15 protein-coding genes are annotated in these 17,836 nt (G+C 32.5%); 12 read left to right on the top strand and 3 right to left on the bottom strand.

All coding sequences use genetic code 11. The features are described 5' to 3' along the window. Positions 1 to 71: 71 nt before the first annotated feature. The 10 genes from MUA60_RS09275 to ccpA all read left to right on the top strand — a co-directional run bounded on the left by MUA60_RS09275 (position 72) and on the right by ccpA (position 11,531). The gene (locus MUA60_RS09275) at positions 72 to 1,088 is read left to right on the top strand and encodes a PTS sugar transporter subunit IIC (protein ID WP_262648010.1); all 1,017 of its coding nucleotides are present in this window, start codon (positions 72 to 74) and stop codon (positions 1,086 to 1,088) included. Next, entirely contained in the window at positions 1,085 to 1,399 is a 315-nt protein-coding gene (locus MUA60_RS09270; RefSeq protein ID WP_262648009.1) for a thioredoxin family protein, read from the top strand. Before MUA60_RS09275 ends, MUA60_RS09270 begins: the two co-directional genes overlap by 4 nt. A gap of 154 nt (positions 1,400 to 1,553) precedes the next feature. Further along, positions 1,554 to 2,432 carry a DUF1444 domain-containing protein gene (locus tag MUA60_RS09265; protein WP_262648008.1) on the top strand — a complete coding sequence of 293 codons (879 nt, stop codon included), beginning with the start codon at positions 1,554 to 1,556 and terminating at the stop codon, positions 2,430 to 2,432. Positions 2,433 to 2,444: 12 nt separating this feature from the next. Beyond that, positions 2,445 to 3,050, top strand: coding sequence for a YtpR family tRNA-binding protein (gene ytpR / locus MUA60_RS09260; RefSeq protein ID WP_262648007.1), 606 nt, complete (start codon positions 2,445 to 2,447; stop codon positions 3,048 to 3,050). Then, positions 3,034 to 6,219: a DNA translocase FtsK gene (locus MUA60_RS09255; RefSeq protein WP_262648006.1), complete on the top strand. Its 3,186-nt coding sequence runs from the start codon at positions 3,034 to 3,036 to the stop codon at positions 6,217 to 6,219. Before ytpR ends, MUA60_RS09255 begins: the two co-directional genes overlap by 17 nt. Positions 6,220 to 6,241: 22 nt before the next feature. Then, complete coding sequence (murC, locus tag MUA60_RS09250) at positions 6,242 to 7,549, top strand: UDP-N-acetylmuramate--L-alanine ligase (RefSeq protein ID WP_262648005.1); 1,308 nt, start codon at positions 6,242 to 6,244, stop codon at positions 7,547 to 7,549. A gap of 90 nt (positions 7,550 to 7,639) precedes the next feature. Continuing rightward, positions 7,640 to 8,191, top strand: a complete 552-nt coding sequence (locus MUA60_RS09245; RefSeq protein ID WP_262648004.1) for a DUF948 domain-containing protein — start codon at positions 7,640 to 7,642, stop codon at positions 8,189 to 8,191. 91 nt (positions 8,192 to 8,282) lie between these two features. Continuing rightward, complete coding sequence (locus tag MUA60_RS09240) at positions 8,283 to 8,945, top strand: YtxH domain-containing protein (RefSeq protein WP_262648003.1); 663 nt, start codon at positions 8,283 to 8,285, stop codon at positions 8,943 to 8,945. Between the two features lie 257 nt (positions 8,946 to 9,202). After that, entirely contained in the window at positions 9,203 to 10,282 is a 1,080-nt protein-coding gene (locus MUA60_RS09235; protein ID WP_262648002.1) for a bifunctional 3-deoxy-7-phosphoheptulonate synthase/chorismate mutase, read from the top strand. Between the two features lie 259 nt (positions 10,283 to 10,541). Further along, on the top strand, positions 10,542 to 11,531 hold the full coding sequence (ccpA, locus tag MUA60_RS09230) for a catabolite control protein A (protein WP_262648001.1): 990 nt from the start codon (positions 10,542 to 10,544) through the stop codon (positions 11,529 to 11,531). 52 nt (positions 11,532 to 11,583) lie between these two features. Here the strand turns inward: ccpA and MUA60_RS09225 are convergent, their stop codons facing one another. From MUA60_RS09225 to MUA60_RS09215, 3 genes are read right to left on the bottom strand one after another with little or no spacing between them, the layout of a single operon-like run. Next, positions 11,584 to 12,729: an acetoin utilization protein AcuC gene (locus MUA60_RS09225; RefSeq protein WP_262648000.1), complete on the bottom strand. Its 1,146-nt coding sequence runs from the start codon at positions 12,727 to 12,729 to the stop codon at positions 11,584 to 11,586. Further along, positions 12,722 to 13,366 (bottom strand): CBS and ACT domain-containing protein, encoded by a 645-nt coding sequence (locus tag MUA60_RS09220; RefSeq protein ID WP_262647999.1) that lies wholly within the window; start codon positions 13,364 to 13,366, stop codon positions 12,722 to 12,724. Before MUA60_RS09220 ends, MUA60_RS09225 begins: the two co-directional genes overlap by 8 nt. A 15-nt stretch (positions 13,367 to 13,381) precedes the next feature. Further along, positions 13,382 to 14,017 carry a GNAT family N-acetyltransferase gene (locus MUA60_RS09215; protein WP_262647998.1) on the bottom strand — a complete coding sequence of 212 codons (636 nt, stop codon included), beginning with the start codon at positions 14,015 to 14,017 and terminating at the stop codon, positions 13,382 to 13,384. A gap of 149 nt (positions 14,018 to 14,166) precedes the next feature. Here MUA60_RS09215 and acsA point away from each other — a divergent pair, with 149 nt between their 5' ends. Both acsA and MUA60_RS09205 read left to right on the top strand, forming a co-directional pair. After that, positions 14,167 to 15,879, top strand: coding sequence for an acetate--CoA ligase (gene acsA, locus MUA60_RS09210; protein WP_262647997.1), 1,713 nt, complete (start codon positions 14,167 to 14,169; stop codon positions 15,877 to 15,879). 165 nt (positions 15,880 to 16,044) lie between these two features. Continuing rightward, on the top strand, positions 16,045 to 17,712 hold the full coding sequence (locus tag MUA60_RS09205; protein ID WP_262647996.1) for a formate--tetrahydrofolate ligase: 1,668 nt from the start codon (positions 16,045 to 16,047) through the stop codon (positions 17,710 to 17,712). Positions 17,713 to 17,836: the final 124 nt, after the last annotated feature.

Here is a 17,836-nt window from a genome sequence, read left to right as displayed (position 1 = left end):
TGTTATTATTTTAATTTAAATAATGACATGTGTATTTTTTATTGTATAATCCTTTTAAAGGGAGTGAACAAATGGAACGCGTAAAATCTTTTTTTAATCGAACAATTATAGATGGATTAAGTTATATGGCTTTAGGTTTGTTTAGTACATTAATTGTTGGACTTATTATTGAAACTTTAGGCCAATCATTAAATACATATTTTGATACTTCAATGATGATAGAAATAGGTAAGTTAGCTCAAACTTTAACTGGAGCTGGGGTAGGGGTAGCAGTGAGTTATGGTTTAGGCGCATCACCACTCATTATATTTACAACTGCTGTAACAGGAATGTATGGATATGAACAAGGTGGCGCTGTAGGTAGTTATTTATCTTCAGTATTTGCGAGTGAACTCGGAAGATTATATTCAGGCAAAACTAAAATAGATATTATTTTATCACCGATTTTAACATTATTTATAGGTGCAGCTATTGCAAAGTTTATAGCGCCATTTATCGATGCATTTATGAAAGTATTAGGAAACTGGATACAATTAAGTACGGATCAACAACCTTTATTAATGGGTATATTCGTCAGCCTTATAGTTGGAATTACACTAAGTAGTCCAATTTCAAGTGCAGCTTTAGCATTAATGCTTGGCTTAAGTGGAACAGCGGCAGCAGCAGCTACGATAGGTGGTTGTTGTCATATGGTCGGCTTTGCAGTAACAAGCTATAAAGATAACGGTATTTCAGGTGTTATTGCTCATGGTATTGGTACAAGTAAACTTCAAATTCCAAATTATTTAAAGCAGCCTTTTATATTAATACCGCCAATCGTAGCAAGTATTGTCGTAGCACCAATCATGACAGTCTTTTGGCCAATGGAAAATAATGCTGCTGGTGCTGGAATGGGTTCAAGTGGACTTGTAGGGCAAATTATGACGATTAAAACAATGGGTAGTACGGCAGAAGTATACTTACAAATTGCATTCTTCCATTTCTTATTACCAGCTGTAATCAGTTTATTTGTTTATCATTTATTGAAGAAGTATCATATAATTAAAGATGGTCAACAAACATTAATGATAGGAAGTGCAAAGAAATGAAACAATTAACGTCAATCGAAGAATACAAATCATTGATTAACGAACCAACAATATTTATGTTCACAGCATCTTGGTGTCCGGATTGTCATTTTATAGATCCAGATTTACCAGGTCTTGAAGAGAAATACAATCAATATCAATTTGTATCAGTAGATCGTGATGAATTTATTGATTTATGCCAAGAAGTTGATGTTATGGGCATTCCAAGTTTTATCGCTTATAACAACGGTCAAGAACTTGATAGATACGTTGGTAAAGAAAGAAAAACAATTCCACAAATTAGTGCATTTATTGATGGATTAAATAATTAAATTTATATAAAAAAGCAGGTCGAAAAAAGTTTCTTTTATTTTCGAATTACCTGCTTTTTTATTTTATTTAACTTCATTTAAATATGTTTATCACTGTTACATAACTGCGATTTGTTGTAAACTATATGGAGGTATAAAAATAGGAGTGTTAAGTATGAATGTCTTTCAAATGAGAGATTTATTAAAAGACCGATTGAAAACTTTAGATGCAAATTTTAAGTTTGATAGGGAAAATGAAAGTTTAAGAATTGAACGAACGGATAATCAAAAAGGGCTTTCAGTTAAATTAGCTCCGATTATTGCTAAATATAAAAATAACGGTAATAAAACAATAGACGAAATTGTTTATTACGTCACTGAAACAATAAATGCAATGCAAGATGAAACTAATAAAGAAATTAATAAAATTGAGATTTTGCCTGTCATAAGGTCTACTAGTTTTCATAAAGAAACTAAAGAAGGTATACCTTTTGTCATTGATGAACATACAGCTGAAACAAATATATATTATGCGCTTGATTTAGGAAATACTTATAGGCTAATAGATGAGTCTATGCTCAGTGAACTTAATTTAACGAAAGAACAAATTAAAGAGCAAGCGTTATTCAATATTAAAAAGAGAAAAACAACTTACAAGTCTGATGAAGTTCAAGGCAACACATTCTACTTCATTAACACGAATGATGGATATGATGCTTCACGTATTCTCAATCAAACATTCTTAAAAGATGTTTATCAAAATATTGAAGGTGAAATGTTATTAGCTACACCTCATCAAGATGTATTGGTGATTTGTGATATTAAAAATGAAATTGGATATGATATTGTAGCGCAAATAACGATGCAATTCTTCCAAAATGGCTTAGTGCCAATAACATCATTATCATTCTCTTATACACCTGATAAACCTTTAGAACCAATATTTATTTTAGGTAAAAATCACTCTCGTAAGAGAAACCAAGAAGTTATTGAGCGTTTAGAAAAAAATAGAGAAATATTTAAAAAAATGAAAAATAATCAAAAAAGATTGTAAGGAGTAGGAGAAATGAATTTATTTTATAATAAAAATGGTGTTGGCGACGTATTAATGGTTACTTTAGAACCTATAACTGAAGGATTAGAATATGATTTTCAAAATGATTTAACAATTATCAAAAGCGAAGATAAAATTGTTGGATTGAATATATTCAATGCTTCTAAATATGTTCAAATAGAAGGCAATGGCAATATTAAAGTTGAAGAGAAACACATTAATAGTATTCAAGACTTACTAGAGAAAAATAATATTAATTATAAATTAGACGTTGATTTATCTCCTAAGTTTGTAGTAGGATACGTATCTGAAAAATCAAAACATCCTGATGCAGATAAACTATCAGTATGTAAAGTTGATGTTGGTAATGAAACATTACAAATTGTATGTGGCGCTCCAAATATTGATCAAGGTCAAAAAGTTGTTGTTGCTAAAGTAGGAGCGGTAATGCCTAGTGGAATGATTATTAAAGATGCAGAATTACGTGGTGTTCCTTCTAGCGGTATGATTTGTTCAATGAAAGAACTTGATTTAGAAGGTGCTCCAAAAGAAAAAGGTATAATGGTATTAGATGATAGTTATACTGTAGGAACACCATTCTTTGAAGACGAAAGGTAGTGAACCTATGAGTTGGTTTGATGATATATTCTGGCAATCGAAAAATGAACAAAAAAATGAAAAGCAAAAAAGCGATCAAGTGTCTTTTGATCATCATCCAGATGAAGATTCAACTAATGAAGAAATTTATAGAAGACCTAAAGGCAAATTTAGATTTCCAATACAAATGGAATATGAAGAGCAATCAAGTCAAGAGCATCATCAACATGATAATGAATCAAGTCAACGAGAAGAGAAATATCATGATAGTAGATTTTATGATGAAAGCTCAGCTTCTTTTCCTACGAATAGAAGAAGACGTAGAAGAAATCGTAATGTGGATTCATATGAACCTGCTAAGAGGTCAAGAAGTTATGACCAGGATGTCACACATCATTACGGTACGAAAAGTAAACAATCTTCTCAACGCTACGACAACAGTAAACGTCATAATGATGACTATCAATTTGAAGAAAGATTGAATGCTTTACATCAGCCAAAATTTAAAGCTTCTGAAGTGCCTTCAGCAATATTCGGTATGAGAAAGCAAAAAGAAGTTCCTAATAGTGGTTTGAAAGATCATTCAGCTAAATCTACTGAAAATGATGCTGAAAAAGAAAATAAACGTAAACAAAGTAGTGAAATCGTACGAGATGTCCCTACTTATTCAAAGACGGACAATACGATTAACATTGAAAATATTTATGCTTCACAAATTGTTTCTGAAATTAGAAAAGAACGCGAGAAGAAACTTCAAAAGAAAAAACAATTTGAAAAAGCTTTAAGAGAAAAAAGAGAACAAGAACTTAACAGTCTTGATTCAGAACAGAAAAAGTCACAAATTAAAAATCAAGACTATTATTTAAAACAACAAGCGTCATATATTAAAAATGATTCAAAAGATTATCAAGACGTGGAAGATGAACAAGAAGCGATACACGATGAATTACAAAATGACATACATCAAGATGAAACAAGCGATTTACAAGAAGAGACGGCTAATTCTAATGCGTTACAACCAGATGTCAATGATTTAACTACATATGAATTTAAAGAGATAGACTTGGATTTTGATGATACAGAAGATGACATTCAACAAGACAATGTTGATGAAATCGTTGAAGAAGTGGAATCAAGTAATGAAGTTGAAGAAACTCATAATGCTGAAGATAGTACTGAAGCTGAAGCAATACAGCATTTTGAAGAAGATAATGATGATTCTAATGAAGCAGTTATCGAACCTTCAGAAATAATCGATACGCATGATTCTCTTGAAGAAGACGATGATGCATCCATTACACAATCAGAACAATTTGTCGAAGATGATATTTATTTTGAAGAAGAAGATTCTGATTCTGAAGCTGAAGAAATAGATACAATCGATAATGCTGAAGATGTATTAACATTTGACGAAACTGAAGAAGATAAAGATGAAAGCTTATTCGAATCTGATGATTTAGATGTGGAAAGTGATACTGAAACAGAAGAAGCGGATAATGTTATTGCTGAAGAAGAAACAAATAACGCTCCTATAGAAATAGAGGACCCGGTTCAACAACCTGAAGAACCTAAAGAGACGCCTTCTCACGAACCTATCTTGAAGCCTAAGTCTGTAAGAAAATCTTCACCATTTAACGTGATGATGACACCTTCAGATAAGCGTAAACATCAAGCATTTAAAAGTTCATCAAATATCAACAAGACACAAACATCAAACATACAACAAAAAGAAAGTGAAACTCAAAACGAACAAAATGCGTCTAACCAAGCTGTTAAACGTAAAGGACCATCTTATGTACTTCCACCAGTATCTATATTAGATGATGTTGTCGAGGAAGAAGATAATAGTGAATGGTTAGAGGAAAAGAAAAAAGAACTTGATGAAGCTTTTTATCATTTTAATGTGCCTGCACATGTAGTAAATATGATACAAGGACCTACTGTAACGAGGTTTGAATTATCTGTTGAAAAAGGTGTTAAAGTATCTAGAATTACTGCTTTACAAGATGACATTAAAATGGCATTAGCAGCTAAAGATATCCGTATTGAAGCACCTATTCCAGGTACAAGTTTAGTAGGTATCGAAGTGCCTAATCAAAGTCCTAAAAAGATTCCTTTAGGCCAAATGATCACATCTAAACCTTTCCAACAAGCAGAAAGCAAACTAACTGTAGCAATGGGCTTCAAAATAAATAACGAGCCGCTATTAATGGATATTGCAAAGACACCACATGCGCTCATTGCCGGTGCAACAGGTTCTGGTAAGTCAGTATGTATTAATGCTATTTTAACAAGTTTACTTTATAAAAATCATCCAGATGAGCTAAAACTATTACTGATTGATCCTAAAATGGTAGAGCTTGCACCGTATAATAATTTACCGCATTTAGTTGCGCCAGTTATTACCGATGTAAAAGCGGCAACAGCTAGTTTAAAATGGGCTGTTGAAGAGATGGAACGTAGATATAAGCGTTTTGCAGAATTACATGTTAGAAATATTACGGCATTTAATAAAAAAGCAAATTACGAGCAAAGAATGGCAAAAATCATTATAGTTATAGATGAGTTAGCTGATTTAATGATGATGTCACCTCAAGAAGTTGAACAATCTATTGCTAGAATTGCACAAAAAGCTAGAGCATGTGGTATACATATGATTCTTGCTACACAACGACCATCCGTCAATGTGATTACAGGTTTAATTAAAGCAAACGTACCAACAAGAATATCATTCATGGTATCGTCTTCTATTGACTCTAGAACAATTCTTGATGTTGGTGGAGCAGAGAAATTACTTGGTAATGGTGATATGTTATATCTTGGTAACGGTATGAATAAACCGATAAGAGTTCAAGGTGCATTTGTATCAGATGATGAAATTGACGAAACAGTAGAAAATGTAAGTAGTCAAATGAAACCAAATTATCTATTCAAAGAAGAAACATTGTTGAAAAAGGTAAATGAACAACCTGCTGATGCACTGTTTGATGAAGTTTGTGAATTTATGTTAAACGAAGGTCATATTTCAACTTCACTTATACAAAGGCATTTCCAAATTGGATATAATAGAGCAGCGAGAATGATTGATAACCTTGAAGAGAGAGGTTATATATCTGGACCTAACGGCTCTAAACCAAGAGATGTACTCATTACTAAAGATATGATAGAAGAAAGAGAAACTAACATTTAAGAAATAGAAGGAGTGACATGAAATGACATTATTTCATTTTGTCGGCATAAAAGGTGCAGGTATGAGTTCACTTGCACAAATCATGCACGACATGGGACATAAAGTACAAGGTTCTGATATAGAGAATACAGTATTTACTGAAATAGCATTAAACAATAAAGGCATCAAAATACTACCTTTTGATGTTGAAAATATTAAAGAAGGCATGACTGTTATAGCAGGTAATGCCTTTCCAGATACACACCCTGAAATAGCTAAAGCATACGAAATGGGACTTGAAGTGAAAAGATATCATATTTTCCTAGGTGAATTTATGTCTCAATATACATCAGTGGCTGTAACAGGTGCACACGGTAAAACATCGACAACTGGATTATTATCACATGTGATGAATGGTGATCAAAAGACATCATTCTTAATAGGTGATGGAACAGGTATGGGATTACCTGATAGCTCATACTTTGCTTTTGAAGCTTGTGAATATAGAAGACACTTTTTAAGTTATTATCCAGATTATGCGATTATGACAAATATTGATTTTGATCATCCGGACTATTTTAAAGATTTACAAGACGTAACAAATGCATTCCAAGAGATGGCTAGCAATGTTAAAAAAGCTATCGTTGCTTGGGGACATGATGCTGAGCTAAGAAAAATTAAAGCAGATGTTCCAATTTACTTTTACGGTTTTGAGCACGACAATGATGTCTATGCTGACAATGTTCAAACGTCTTCTAAAGGTACAACATTTGATGTTTACTTCAAATCTAAAAATGAACTTATAGGTACATTTACAACACCTATGTATGGTGATCACCACGTTCTAAATGCATTAGCAGTTATTGCAATTTGTCATTTAGAAAAACTAGATATTGAAAATATTAAAGAAGCATTATTAACATTTGGTGGTGTAAAAAGAAGATTTAGTGAAAGTTTTTACGACAATCAAATCTTAATCGATGACTATGCACACCATCCGAGAGAAATTAATGCTACAATTGAATCAGCTAGAAAAAAATATCCTGAAAACGAAGTGGTTGCAGTATTTCAACCTCATACATTTTCAAGAACAGAAACTTTCTTAAACGAATTTGCTGAAAGTTTAAACCTTGCTGATAAAGTATACTTATGTGACATCTTTGGTTCTATTCGAGAACAACAAGGTGAGCTGACAATACACGATTTAAAAGCATTAATTCCTAATGCGGATTTAATTAGCGAAGAATCAGTTTCTCAGCTACATAAGCATGATAATGGTGTTATACTATTTATGGGTGCTGGAGATATTCAAAAAGTTCAAAAAGCCTATGTTTCTTCACTATCACATTAAATATAATATGTTTATACTTTAATAGTGAGGGTATTAAATATTAGTAAATCGAATAAAGATTAGTTTTATAATTATTAGGAGGCGTTCAGTATGGATTGGATTTTACCAATAGCAGGTATAATTGCTGCGGTTGCATTTTTAATTATTTGTATTGTCTTAGCACTATTTTTAATGCAATTATTAAAAACAGTTAAAGGAATTAATGAAACTTTAGATGGCATTCAAGGCCAAATACAAGGTATCACACGTGAATCTACTGATTTACTTCATAAAGCAAATCGTTTAACTGAAGATATTCAAGATAAATCATTACGCTTAAACTCAGTAGTAGATGCAGTTAAAGGTGTTGGAGATTCTGTACAAACACTTAATAATTCAGTAGATAGAGTTACAAATTCTATTACTCACAATATCTCACAAAATGAAGATAAGATTTCTCAAGTTATTCAATGGTCAAATGTTGCAATGGAAGTTGCAGATAAATGGCAATTAAGAAGAGATCGTAGAAGTAACGTATCGTACAAAAATAATGTAAATGCTTCTAAAGATTTTGAAGCGCAAGTGCCGAAAGACTACAATGAAACAACAACATCAGGTGACAACCTAGATGAAGATAAAATTGGTGCAGGCTTGAAAAAATAACGTGCATGGAAGCAAATAACAATCTTTTCAGGCTGAGGCATATCAACATGTCACAGCCTGATTTCTTTAATAAAATTAGGGGGAAAATAAAATGGAAAACAAATACAATAGAGATTTATATACACATGGTTTAGAAACATATGAAGCTGAATATGAAAAAAATACAAACGGAAGAGATTTTGTATTTGGTGTAGTATTAGGTACAGTAGTAGGCGGAATTGTTGGTTTATTACTAGCACCTAAATCAGGGAAAGAATTACAAGATGATTTAAGTGAGAAATCAAACAAAATTATCGATGACGTTAAAACTAAAACTGACGACTTAAAAGTTCAAGCTCAATCTAAAGCTGAAGAAATCAAAACACAAGCTGAAGAAAAGAAAGAAGAAGTCAAAACTAAAGTTGAAGATAAAAAATCACAAGCTAGTGAAAAAGCAGAAGAAGTGAAAGCTAAAGCTGCTGATAAAAAAGAAGAAGCGAGTCAAAAAGCAGAAGAAGTAAAAGCTAATGCCTCTGACAAAAAAGAAGAAGTTAAAACAAAAGCTTCAGAAAAGAAAACAGAAACTAAGAAAAAAGCAGAAGAAGTAAAATCTAAACAAGCTGAAAAGAAAGCTAACAAAGGCGTTGTAACAGCTGACGATGTGGGCGATGAAGAATTAAAAGCACAAAAAGGTGCGATTAAATCTGAAGTAGAAAATGAAGACTTAAAAGGTCCAAAAACAGTTGTAGAGAAAAAAACTTTCGATAAAAAATAATAAATAAGTGATGAATAACGCATATTATTTGTACTACCGAAAAGTCATAACATAACTTTTCGGTAGTTTTTTATATTGTAATGAACACCATTATAAATTAAAATATACTTTATTAGTCTGATTAGTAATAAATTTTAATATTTTTGAGATGTTGGGGTTGAATCAGAGCATTTTAATTGTTATACTAACATCTAATTACTTATATATTTTATCGCTTTAAAGTATGTGAGTTAAATTGTTTACATGAGGTGAAAAGGATGTCAAATGAATTAGAGAATTTAAGAAAAAGAATTGAAGGTATTAATGATGAAATTTTAGCTTTATTACAAGAGCGTGGTACTTTAGCTAAAAAAATTGGTGAAGAAAAACGTAAACAAGGTACTCAAGTATATGATCCACAACGTGAAAAAGAAATGTTAAATCATTTAATTGATAATAACCAAGGACCATATAACGACAATACTATTAAGCAATTATTTAAAGAGATCTTTAAAGCTTCTACTGACTTACAAAAATCTGAAAATGAAAAACATTTATATGTTTCTCGTAAATTAAAACCAGAAGATACTATTGTACAATTCGACAATGGTGCAATTATTGGTAATAATAAAAAATCATTCGTATTCGGTCCATGTTCTGTAGAATCACAAGAACAAGTTGATACAGTTGCGAAAGATTTAGCTGATAGAGGCGAAAAATTCATTAGAGGTGGCGCATTTAAACCTCGTACTTCTCCTTACGACTTTCAAGGTTTAGGTGAAGAAGGATTAAAAATTCTTAAAAATACTAAAGATAAATACGGTTTAAATATCGTAAGTGAAATTGTAAATCCTACACACTTTGAAATGGCTGATGAATACTTAGATGTATTCCAAATTGGTGCAAGAAACATGCAAAACTTTGAGTTATTAAAAGAAGCAGGTAAAACAAACAAACCAATCTTATTAAAACGTGGTCTTTCTGCAACTATCGAAGAATTCATCTACGCTGCAGAATACATTCACTCACAAGGTAACAATAACATTATCTTATGTGAACGTGGTATTAGAACATATGAAAAAGCTACAAGAAATACATTAGATATTTCAGCAGTTCCAATTTTAAAACAAGGTACACATCTTCCAGTTATGGTAGACGTTACGCATAGTACTGGACGTAAAGATATTATGTTACCATGTGCTAAAGCTGCATTAGCAGTTGGAGCTGACGGTGTTATGGCAGAAGTACATCCTGATCCATCAGTAGCATTAAGTGATGCTGGTCAACAAATGGACTTAAACGAATTTGATGCATTCTACAAAGAAATCATTGAAGCTGCTAAATTATACGAAAAATAATATTCATATACATTAACTGGCGAAAAGTTATGATAACTTTTCGCCAGTTTTTTAAGTTGTAACTTAACTTATGTTCGTTTGTTTTCTGAAAAACTATTTACAATTTACACAAAATCCAAAAATGTTAGAGCAATTGTATCGACAACACCTCTATAATCTTTTATAATTGGTAATTGTGAGTTCGCTTTCATATATTTTGAAAACATTATGAAAACGTGCTAGAATAAAGTAGAAAACGTTTTCAAGATAGGAGGATATTATGACTGTAACAATATATGATGTTGCAAGAGAAGCAAAAGTATCAATGGCTACAGTTTCACGTGTCGTGAATGGTAACCAAAATGTTAAGCCTTCAACACGTGATAAAGTAAATGAAGTCATTAAAAGATTAAATTATAGACCTAATGCTGTAGCTAGAGGTTTAGCAAGTAAGAAAACAACAACTGTTGGGGTAATTATTCCTGACATTTCAAATGTTTATTATTCTGAATTAGCTCGTGGATTAGAAGATATTGCCACTATGTATAAATATCATACAATCATTTCAAATTCTGATAATGATAGTGAAAAAGAACAAGAGATATTTAATAATTTATTAAGTAAACAAGTTGACGGTATCATTTTCTTAGGTGGTACTTTAACAGATGAAACAGTTGATCTTATTGACAAATCATCAGTACCAATTGTCGTTTCAGGAACGAATGACAAAGATTCTAAACTTGCTTCAGTTAACATTAACTATACAGAAGCTAGTAAAGAAATTACTGAATCATTGATCAAGAAAGGTGCTAAGAAATTTGCATTTGTAGGTGGGGGATATTCAGAAAAAGCACAAGATGATGCTTTTAAAGGATTAGAACTTGCACTTCAAGATGCTGGTCTTGAAATCGAGGACAATGCTAAATTTGTTGGTAATGAAACATATAAAGATGGCAGCCGTGCTTATGAGGCTGTTTCTCAAGATAAGCCGGATGTTATTTTATGTATTAGTGATGAACAAGCAATTGGTATTGTACACGCAGCTCAAGATGCAGGTGTTAATGTACCAAATGATTTACAAGTTGTAAGTTTCAATAATACAAGATTAGTTCATATGGTTAGACCTCAATTATCAAGTGTGACACAACCATTATATGATATTGGTGCAGTTGGTATGAGATTATTAACTAAATATATGAATGACGAACAAATTGATGAACCTAACGTGATTTTACCTTACAGAGTTGAATATAGAGGTACAACTAAATAATATAAAGAGACGACTGAAACAATGGATATGTTTCAGTCGTCTTTTTTAATATTTAATTAAACCAGTCTAATATTCTTAATTTAGTATTATTATTTTTTTCTGTTATTTCTGTTCTTCTTGGTATTTCAGTATAGTCTTCTTTTTCATCTACCCAAGTTGAAGGTAGTGGTAATGGTGCGTGTGGTTGGTATTTTTGTAACCATGAATCTGGTATTGACCCATCAGGTGTTTCTAGGTCATTTAGTGCAAACCATACATGTGACCATGCTCTAGGTACGACGCGCCATATATTATAGCCACCGCCACCAATCATAATGATTTTGCCATCACAATATTTATCTGCTAAGCCTTTAACGATAAAAGGTATTTTATACAATGTATCAAGTGTGCAACTTAAATGTGTGAGAGGATCTAAATAATGTATATCCACACCATTTACACTCAGTATGACATCTGGTTTATATGCTTTACAAACTGTTTCTACCGTATCTTTAAAGACGTCTATGTATGAATCGTCTTCTGTATAAGCATCTAATGGTACATTGACAGTCGTTCCAAATCCTTTACCATCACCGCGTTCTGTTAACGCGCCTGTGCCTGGAAATAAGTATCGACCCGTTTCATGTATAGAATAGTTCATGACATCTTCATTAGTATAAAATGACCATTGTACGCCATCGCCATGATGAGCATCTGTATCGATATATAAGACGCGTTGATTATACTTTGATTGCATGTATTGAATGGCAACGGCACTGTCATTATATATACAAAATCCGCTCGCTTTACCTTTAAAGCCATGATGTAAGCCACCACCAAGATGGCATGCGCTTGTTGCTTTTCCAGTCATAACGGCATCTACTGCACTTAAAGTTCCACCAACAACACGTGCACTATTTTCATGCATATTTACAAATTGTGGCGTGTCTTCAGAATTTAATCCGTATTTATCATATTCTTCTAATGGTAATTCACCATTGCCAGCTTTTTTAATAGCTTCTATGTAATTTGGTTCATGTACGAGTTGAAGTTCTTCATCAGTCGCTACCCGAGGTGGAATAATATGTGCTTCTGTTAATACACCTAAATCAAAGAGTAAATCAGTTGTTAATTTAAGTCTCATTTGATTGAAAGGGTGACTATCTGAAAAACGATATTTCAATAAATCTTCAGAATATACATATTTAACATTAGTCATTTTTTATACCAAATGGATAGATGACATGGTAATCTTGTTCTTCTAATAATTTGTATATCTTCTCTGGATTCATTGATTTCACTCGTAACATCAGGTATCTCTTATTAATATCTTGTTGATCTGCATATGCTAGAACGTTTAAGATATCAATATTTTGTTCTTTAAATATTCTTGTAATATCATGAAGTGCGCCAACTTTATCATCAATATGTACTTCAATAATAGAACCGGGCATAGTCACGCCAGTAAGTTCTAAAAATGTATTGAGCATGTCTTTTTGGGTAACGATACCAATTACTTTATTATCTCGAATAACTGGAATTGACCCGATAGACATTTCATAAAAATCTAATGCAATATCTTCTACAAAATCAAGTGGATGACAACGTATCACATTACGTCTCATTATTTTTGAAACAGATAATGACAAACTTTTGTTAGGCTCGTCATCAGATAATATGCTAGGTAGTGCCATTTTGATATCTCTATCAGAAATAATACCGAGTAAATGATCTGATTCATCAACAATCGGTAAATGTCTAATTTCTTTTTGTGTCATTAATACTAAAGCATCTTCAATAGATTTATCACTTTGTATTGTTGTACAAGGTGATGTCATAATTTTTTCTACTAACATAAATTTAAACCCCCTCTAAAAGAAAAATCTATTCATAAATCTGAGCTTATCAAATTCTTCCATTTGTTCTTGTTTAATATTTTGTCCAATCCTTGCCATTAAGCTATTTGCTGGATGACTAATAATTTCAGGATCATCTGTTGCAAACACTTCTAATCCACCTTCAGCCATCATTTTATGCATGATTTTTTGATATTGATAAACATCTAAACCACTATTTTTTAAGTCCCAATGCCAATAATATTCAGTTGTAATGACGATGAAATCTTCCATTTCAGGCGCTTTCATAGCAAGTTGAAGCATTTTTTTACCTAGACCATATTTACGATAATCTAAAGACAATTCAATGGCACCTAATTCTAGAATATACGGTAAATTACCATCAGACCATCTTTCTAATGGGTCAGGGTATAAGTATGTCGTATAACCAATAATATGTTGATCAATACGTGCAATAATTATTCTTCCTTCAGGTAATTCAGCTATTTCAATGATCGCTTCAAATTGTTCTTTAGATACTCTAAAACTATTGAGTCCTTCATCAAAAGTCATGTTTCGCAATTCATCTGGATGTACAGGTCCTTCAACGATAATATCTGTGTCTTTATCATAGGGGACTGTTTCAGATATAAAAGTCTTCTTGAATTCCAATGTTGTACCTCCTTTCATTAAGTATGATATTCTATATTTGTAATATGTATTTTGAATAATCAAATTTTTTTGAAAAGTATCATCTATTTATATTATAATGTAATTAGGCTTTATTGAAAACGATTACATTCATAAAAGGGGAGATTTAAATGAAAGTCGAAGTATACGAAGCATTAAATGATTCTTATAACCTTGCTGATTATGATGAAACGGTAAAAAATCATAATTGGAAAGATATAGAAAAGAATTTCAGTTGGAGTGAAACTGGAAAAATAAATATGGCTTACGAATGTATAGATCGTCATGTAGATAATGGTAAAGGGGACAAAATTGCACTTCATTATAAAGATAGCAATAGACAAGATAGTTATACATTTAAAGAATTACAAATCGCGAGTAATAAAGCTGCAAATGTCTTGAAAAATGAAGCGAATGTACAAAAAGGTGATAGAGTATTTATCTTTATGCCTAGAACACCTGAATTATATTTCACTTTATTAGGTGCTTTGAAGATTGGGGCTATTGTAGGTCCATTATTCGAAGCCTTTATGGAAAAAGCAGTTAAAGACAGATTAGAAAATAGTGAAGCTAAAGTTATCATTACAACGAACGATTTAGTTGGTAGAATTCCGAAAGATGAATTACCAAACCTTGAATATATTGTCGTTGTAGATGACGAAGTAAGTGATGAATACATTGATTTCAATCAATCATTTGAACAAGCAAGTGAAGAATTTGATATTGAATGGTTAGATAGAGAAGATGGTTTGATCTTACATTATACATCAGGTTCTACAGGACAACCTAAAGGTGTATTACATGTTCAAGAGGCTATGATTGTACATTATATCTCTGGTAAATATGTATTAGACTTTAAAGAAGATGACGTTTATTGGTGTACAGCTGACCCAGGTTGGGTAACAGGTACTTCATACGGTATCTTCAGTCCATGGCTAAATGGTGTTACAAACTGTATTGTCGGGGGAAGATTCTCGCCTGAAGGTTGGTATGACTTTATTCAAACATATGCCGTAACAATTTGGTATACAGCGCCAACTGCACTACGTATGTTAATGGGTGCTGGTGATGATGTTGTTAGTAAATATGATCTTTCATCATTAAGACATGTGCTTTCAGTAGGTGAACCGTTAAACCCTGAAGTTATTAAGTGGGCACATAATGTATTTAATCATAGAGTACATGATACATGGTGGATGACTGAAACTGGTGGACATATGATAGTAAACTATCCTTCTATGGATATACGTGCTGGTTCAATGGGTAAACCTTTACCAGGTATTGAAGCAGCAATTGTAGATGATCAAGGTAATGAATTACCACCGAATAGAATGGGTAACTTAGCACTTAAAAAAGGTTGGCCATCAATGATGAGAACAATTTGGAATAACCAACCTAAATATGATTCTTACTTTATCAATGATGAATGGTATGTTTCAGGAGATTCTGCATATAAAGATGAAGATGGTTATTACTGGTTCCAAGGTAGAGTTGATGATGTAATCATGACTGCAGGTGAACGTGTAGGTCCATTTGAAGTTGAATCTAAACTTGTTGAACATCCAGCTGTTGCTGAAGCGGGTGTTATCGGTAAACCTGACCCAGTAAGAGGTGAAATTATTAAAGCATTTATTGCTTTAAGAGATGGCTATGATGAATCAGACGAACTTAAAGAAGAAATTAGAAAGTTTGTTAAAGAAGGATTAGCTGGACATGCAGCACCTCGTGAAATTGAATTTAAAGATAAATTACCGAAGACACGTTCAGGTAAAATTATGAGACGTGTACTTAAAGCTTGGGAACTAGATTTACCAGCAGGTGACTTATCTACGCTTGAAGATTAAATTAAATAAAGTTCACGTCATATAATTGGCGTGATCTTTTTTACGGGAAATTTGAATAAAAGTAGCTTTCATATCGACTTTTATGAGGGAATTGTATATCCTAAGAGTGTTAGGATATGTCATTTAATATTTAATTTGTAATATAAATTTAAGGAGTGAACGATGTTGAGTCATTTATCAGATTTAGAAATTGCAAAACAAAGTACTTTAAGACCAATTAGTGAAATAGCTGAGAAGGTGGGGATTTCTCATGAAGCTTTGGAGCCATATGGTCACTACAAAGGAAAAGTTGATATTACAAAGCTAAATGAACTAGAGGAAAAAGGTAAAGTTGTGCTTGTAACAGCTTTAAGTCCAACGCCAGCTGGTGAAGGTAAATCAACAGTAACGGTTGGATTAGCAGATGCCTTTAATCAACTTAATCAAAATGTAATGGTCGCATTAAGAGAACCTTCACTCGGACCAGTATTTGGTATGAAAGGTGGCGCAACAGGTGGTGGTTATGCACAAGTTTTACCAATGGAAGAAATCAATTTACATTTTAATGGTGACTTACACGCGATAACGACTGCAAACAATGCGTTGTCAGCATTTATCGATAATCACATTTATCAAGGTAACGAACTTAATATTGATTCTAGACGCGTTGAATGGAAACGTGTACTTGATATGAATGATAGAGAGTTACGTCAAGTCGTAGTTGGTTTAGGCGGTCCAACAAGAGGTGTACCAAGAGAAGATGGCTTTGATATCACAGTTGCATCTGAAATAATGGCTATATTCTGTTTATCAAACGGCATTAAAGATTTAAAAGAAAATCTAGCTAATATTACAATTGGCTATAATGTAGATAAACAACCCGTAACGGTTCGTAATTTAAAAGTAGAAGGTGCTTTAACGCTTATTTTAAAAGATGCGCTAAAACCTAACATCGTACAAACGATAGAAGGCACGCCTGCATTAGTACATGGTGGACCTTTTGCGAATATTGCGCATGGATGTAATTCAATTATTGCAACGAATACTGCTAGAAAGTTAGCGGATATTGTCGTAACAGAAAGTGGATTTGGTTCAGATTTAGGTGCAGAGAAGTTTTTAAATATCAAAACACGTAAAGCTGGATTTGATCCAAGTGCAGTTGTTATAGTCGCAACTATTCGTGCGTTAAAAATGCATGGTGGTGTAGCAAAGACTGATCTAAAAGAAGAAAATGTTCAAGCTGTTCAACAAGGTATCGTAAACTTAGAAAGACACGTCAATAACATTAAACAGTATGGCGTTGAGCCTGTTGTAGCAATTAATGCGTTTATTCACGATACAGATGACGAAGTACAAGTTGTCTTAGATTGGTGTAAAGAAAATAACGTAAAAGTAGCTTTAACAGAAGTTTGGGAAAAAGGTGGAGCAGGTGGCGTCGAACTTGCTAAAGAAGTATTAAAAGTAATAGAAACACCTCAATCATTTAAACATCTTTATGACTTGGACTTATCTATAGAAGAAAAAATAGAAACAATTGTTCAGAAAGTATACGGCGGAAGATCTGTTAAATTCAGTGACAAAGCCTTAAAACAATTGAAGACAATTAAAGAAAACGGTTGGGATAAATACCCAGTTTGTATGGCGAAAACACAATATTCATTTACAGATGATCCAAAAGAACTTGGTGCACCAGTAGACTTCGATATAACAATTAGAGAATTATCACCAAGAACTGGTGCAGGATTTATTGTAGCATTAACAGGGGACATCATGACAATGCCAGGTTTACCAAAGAAACCAGCAGCATTAAATATGGATGTTAACGAAGACGGTTCTGCTGTAGGATTATTCTAGTTAAAATATAACTTATTAGAAAACTGTTGAGACAATAATGTCTGTCTCAACAGTTTTTTTGTTGTTTAAATTATATTTGGCATATGTAGAGCGAGTTTTAATTACAAAAGTCGGCGTAATTGTA

The sequence above is a fragment of the Mammaliicoccus sciuri genome, assembly GCF_025561425.1.
Lineage (GTDB): Bacteria > Bacillota > Bacilli > Staphylococcales > Staphylococcaceae > Mammaliicoccus > Mammaliicoccus sciuri_A.
Note: the sequence above shows the minus strand (reverse complement) of the source record. Positions and strands in the feature narration are given on the sequence as shown.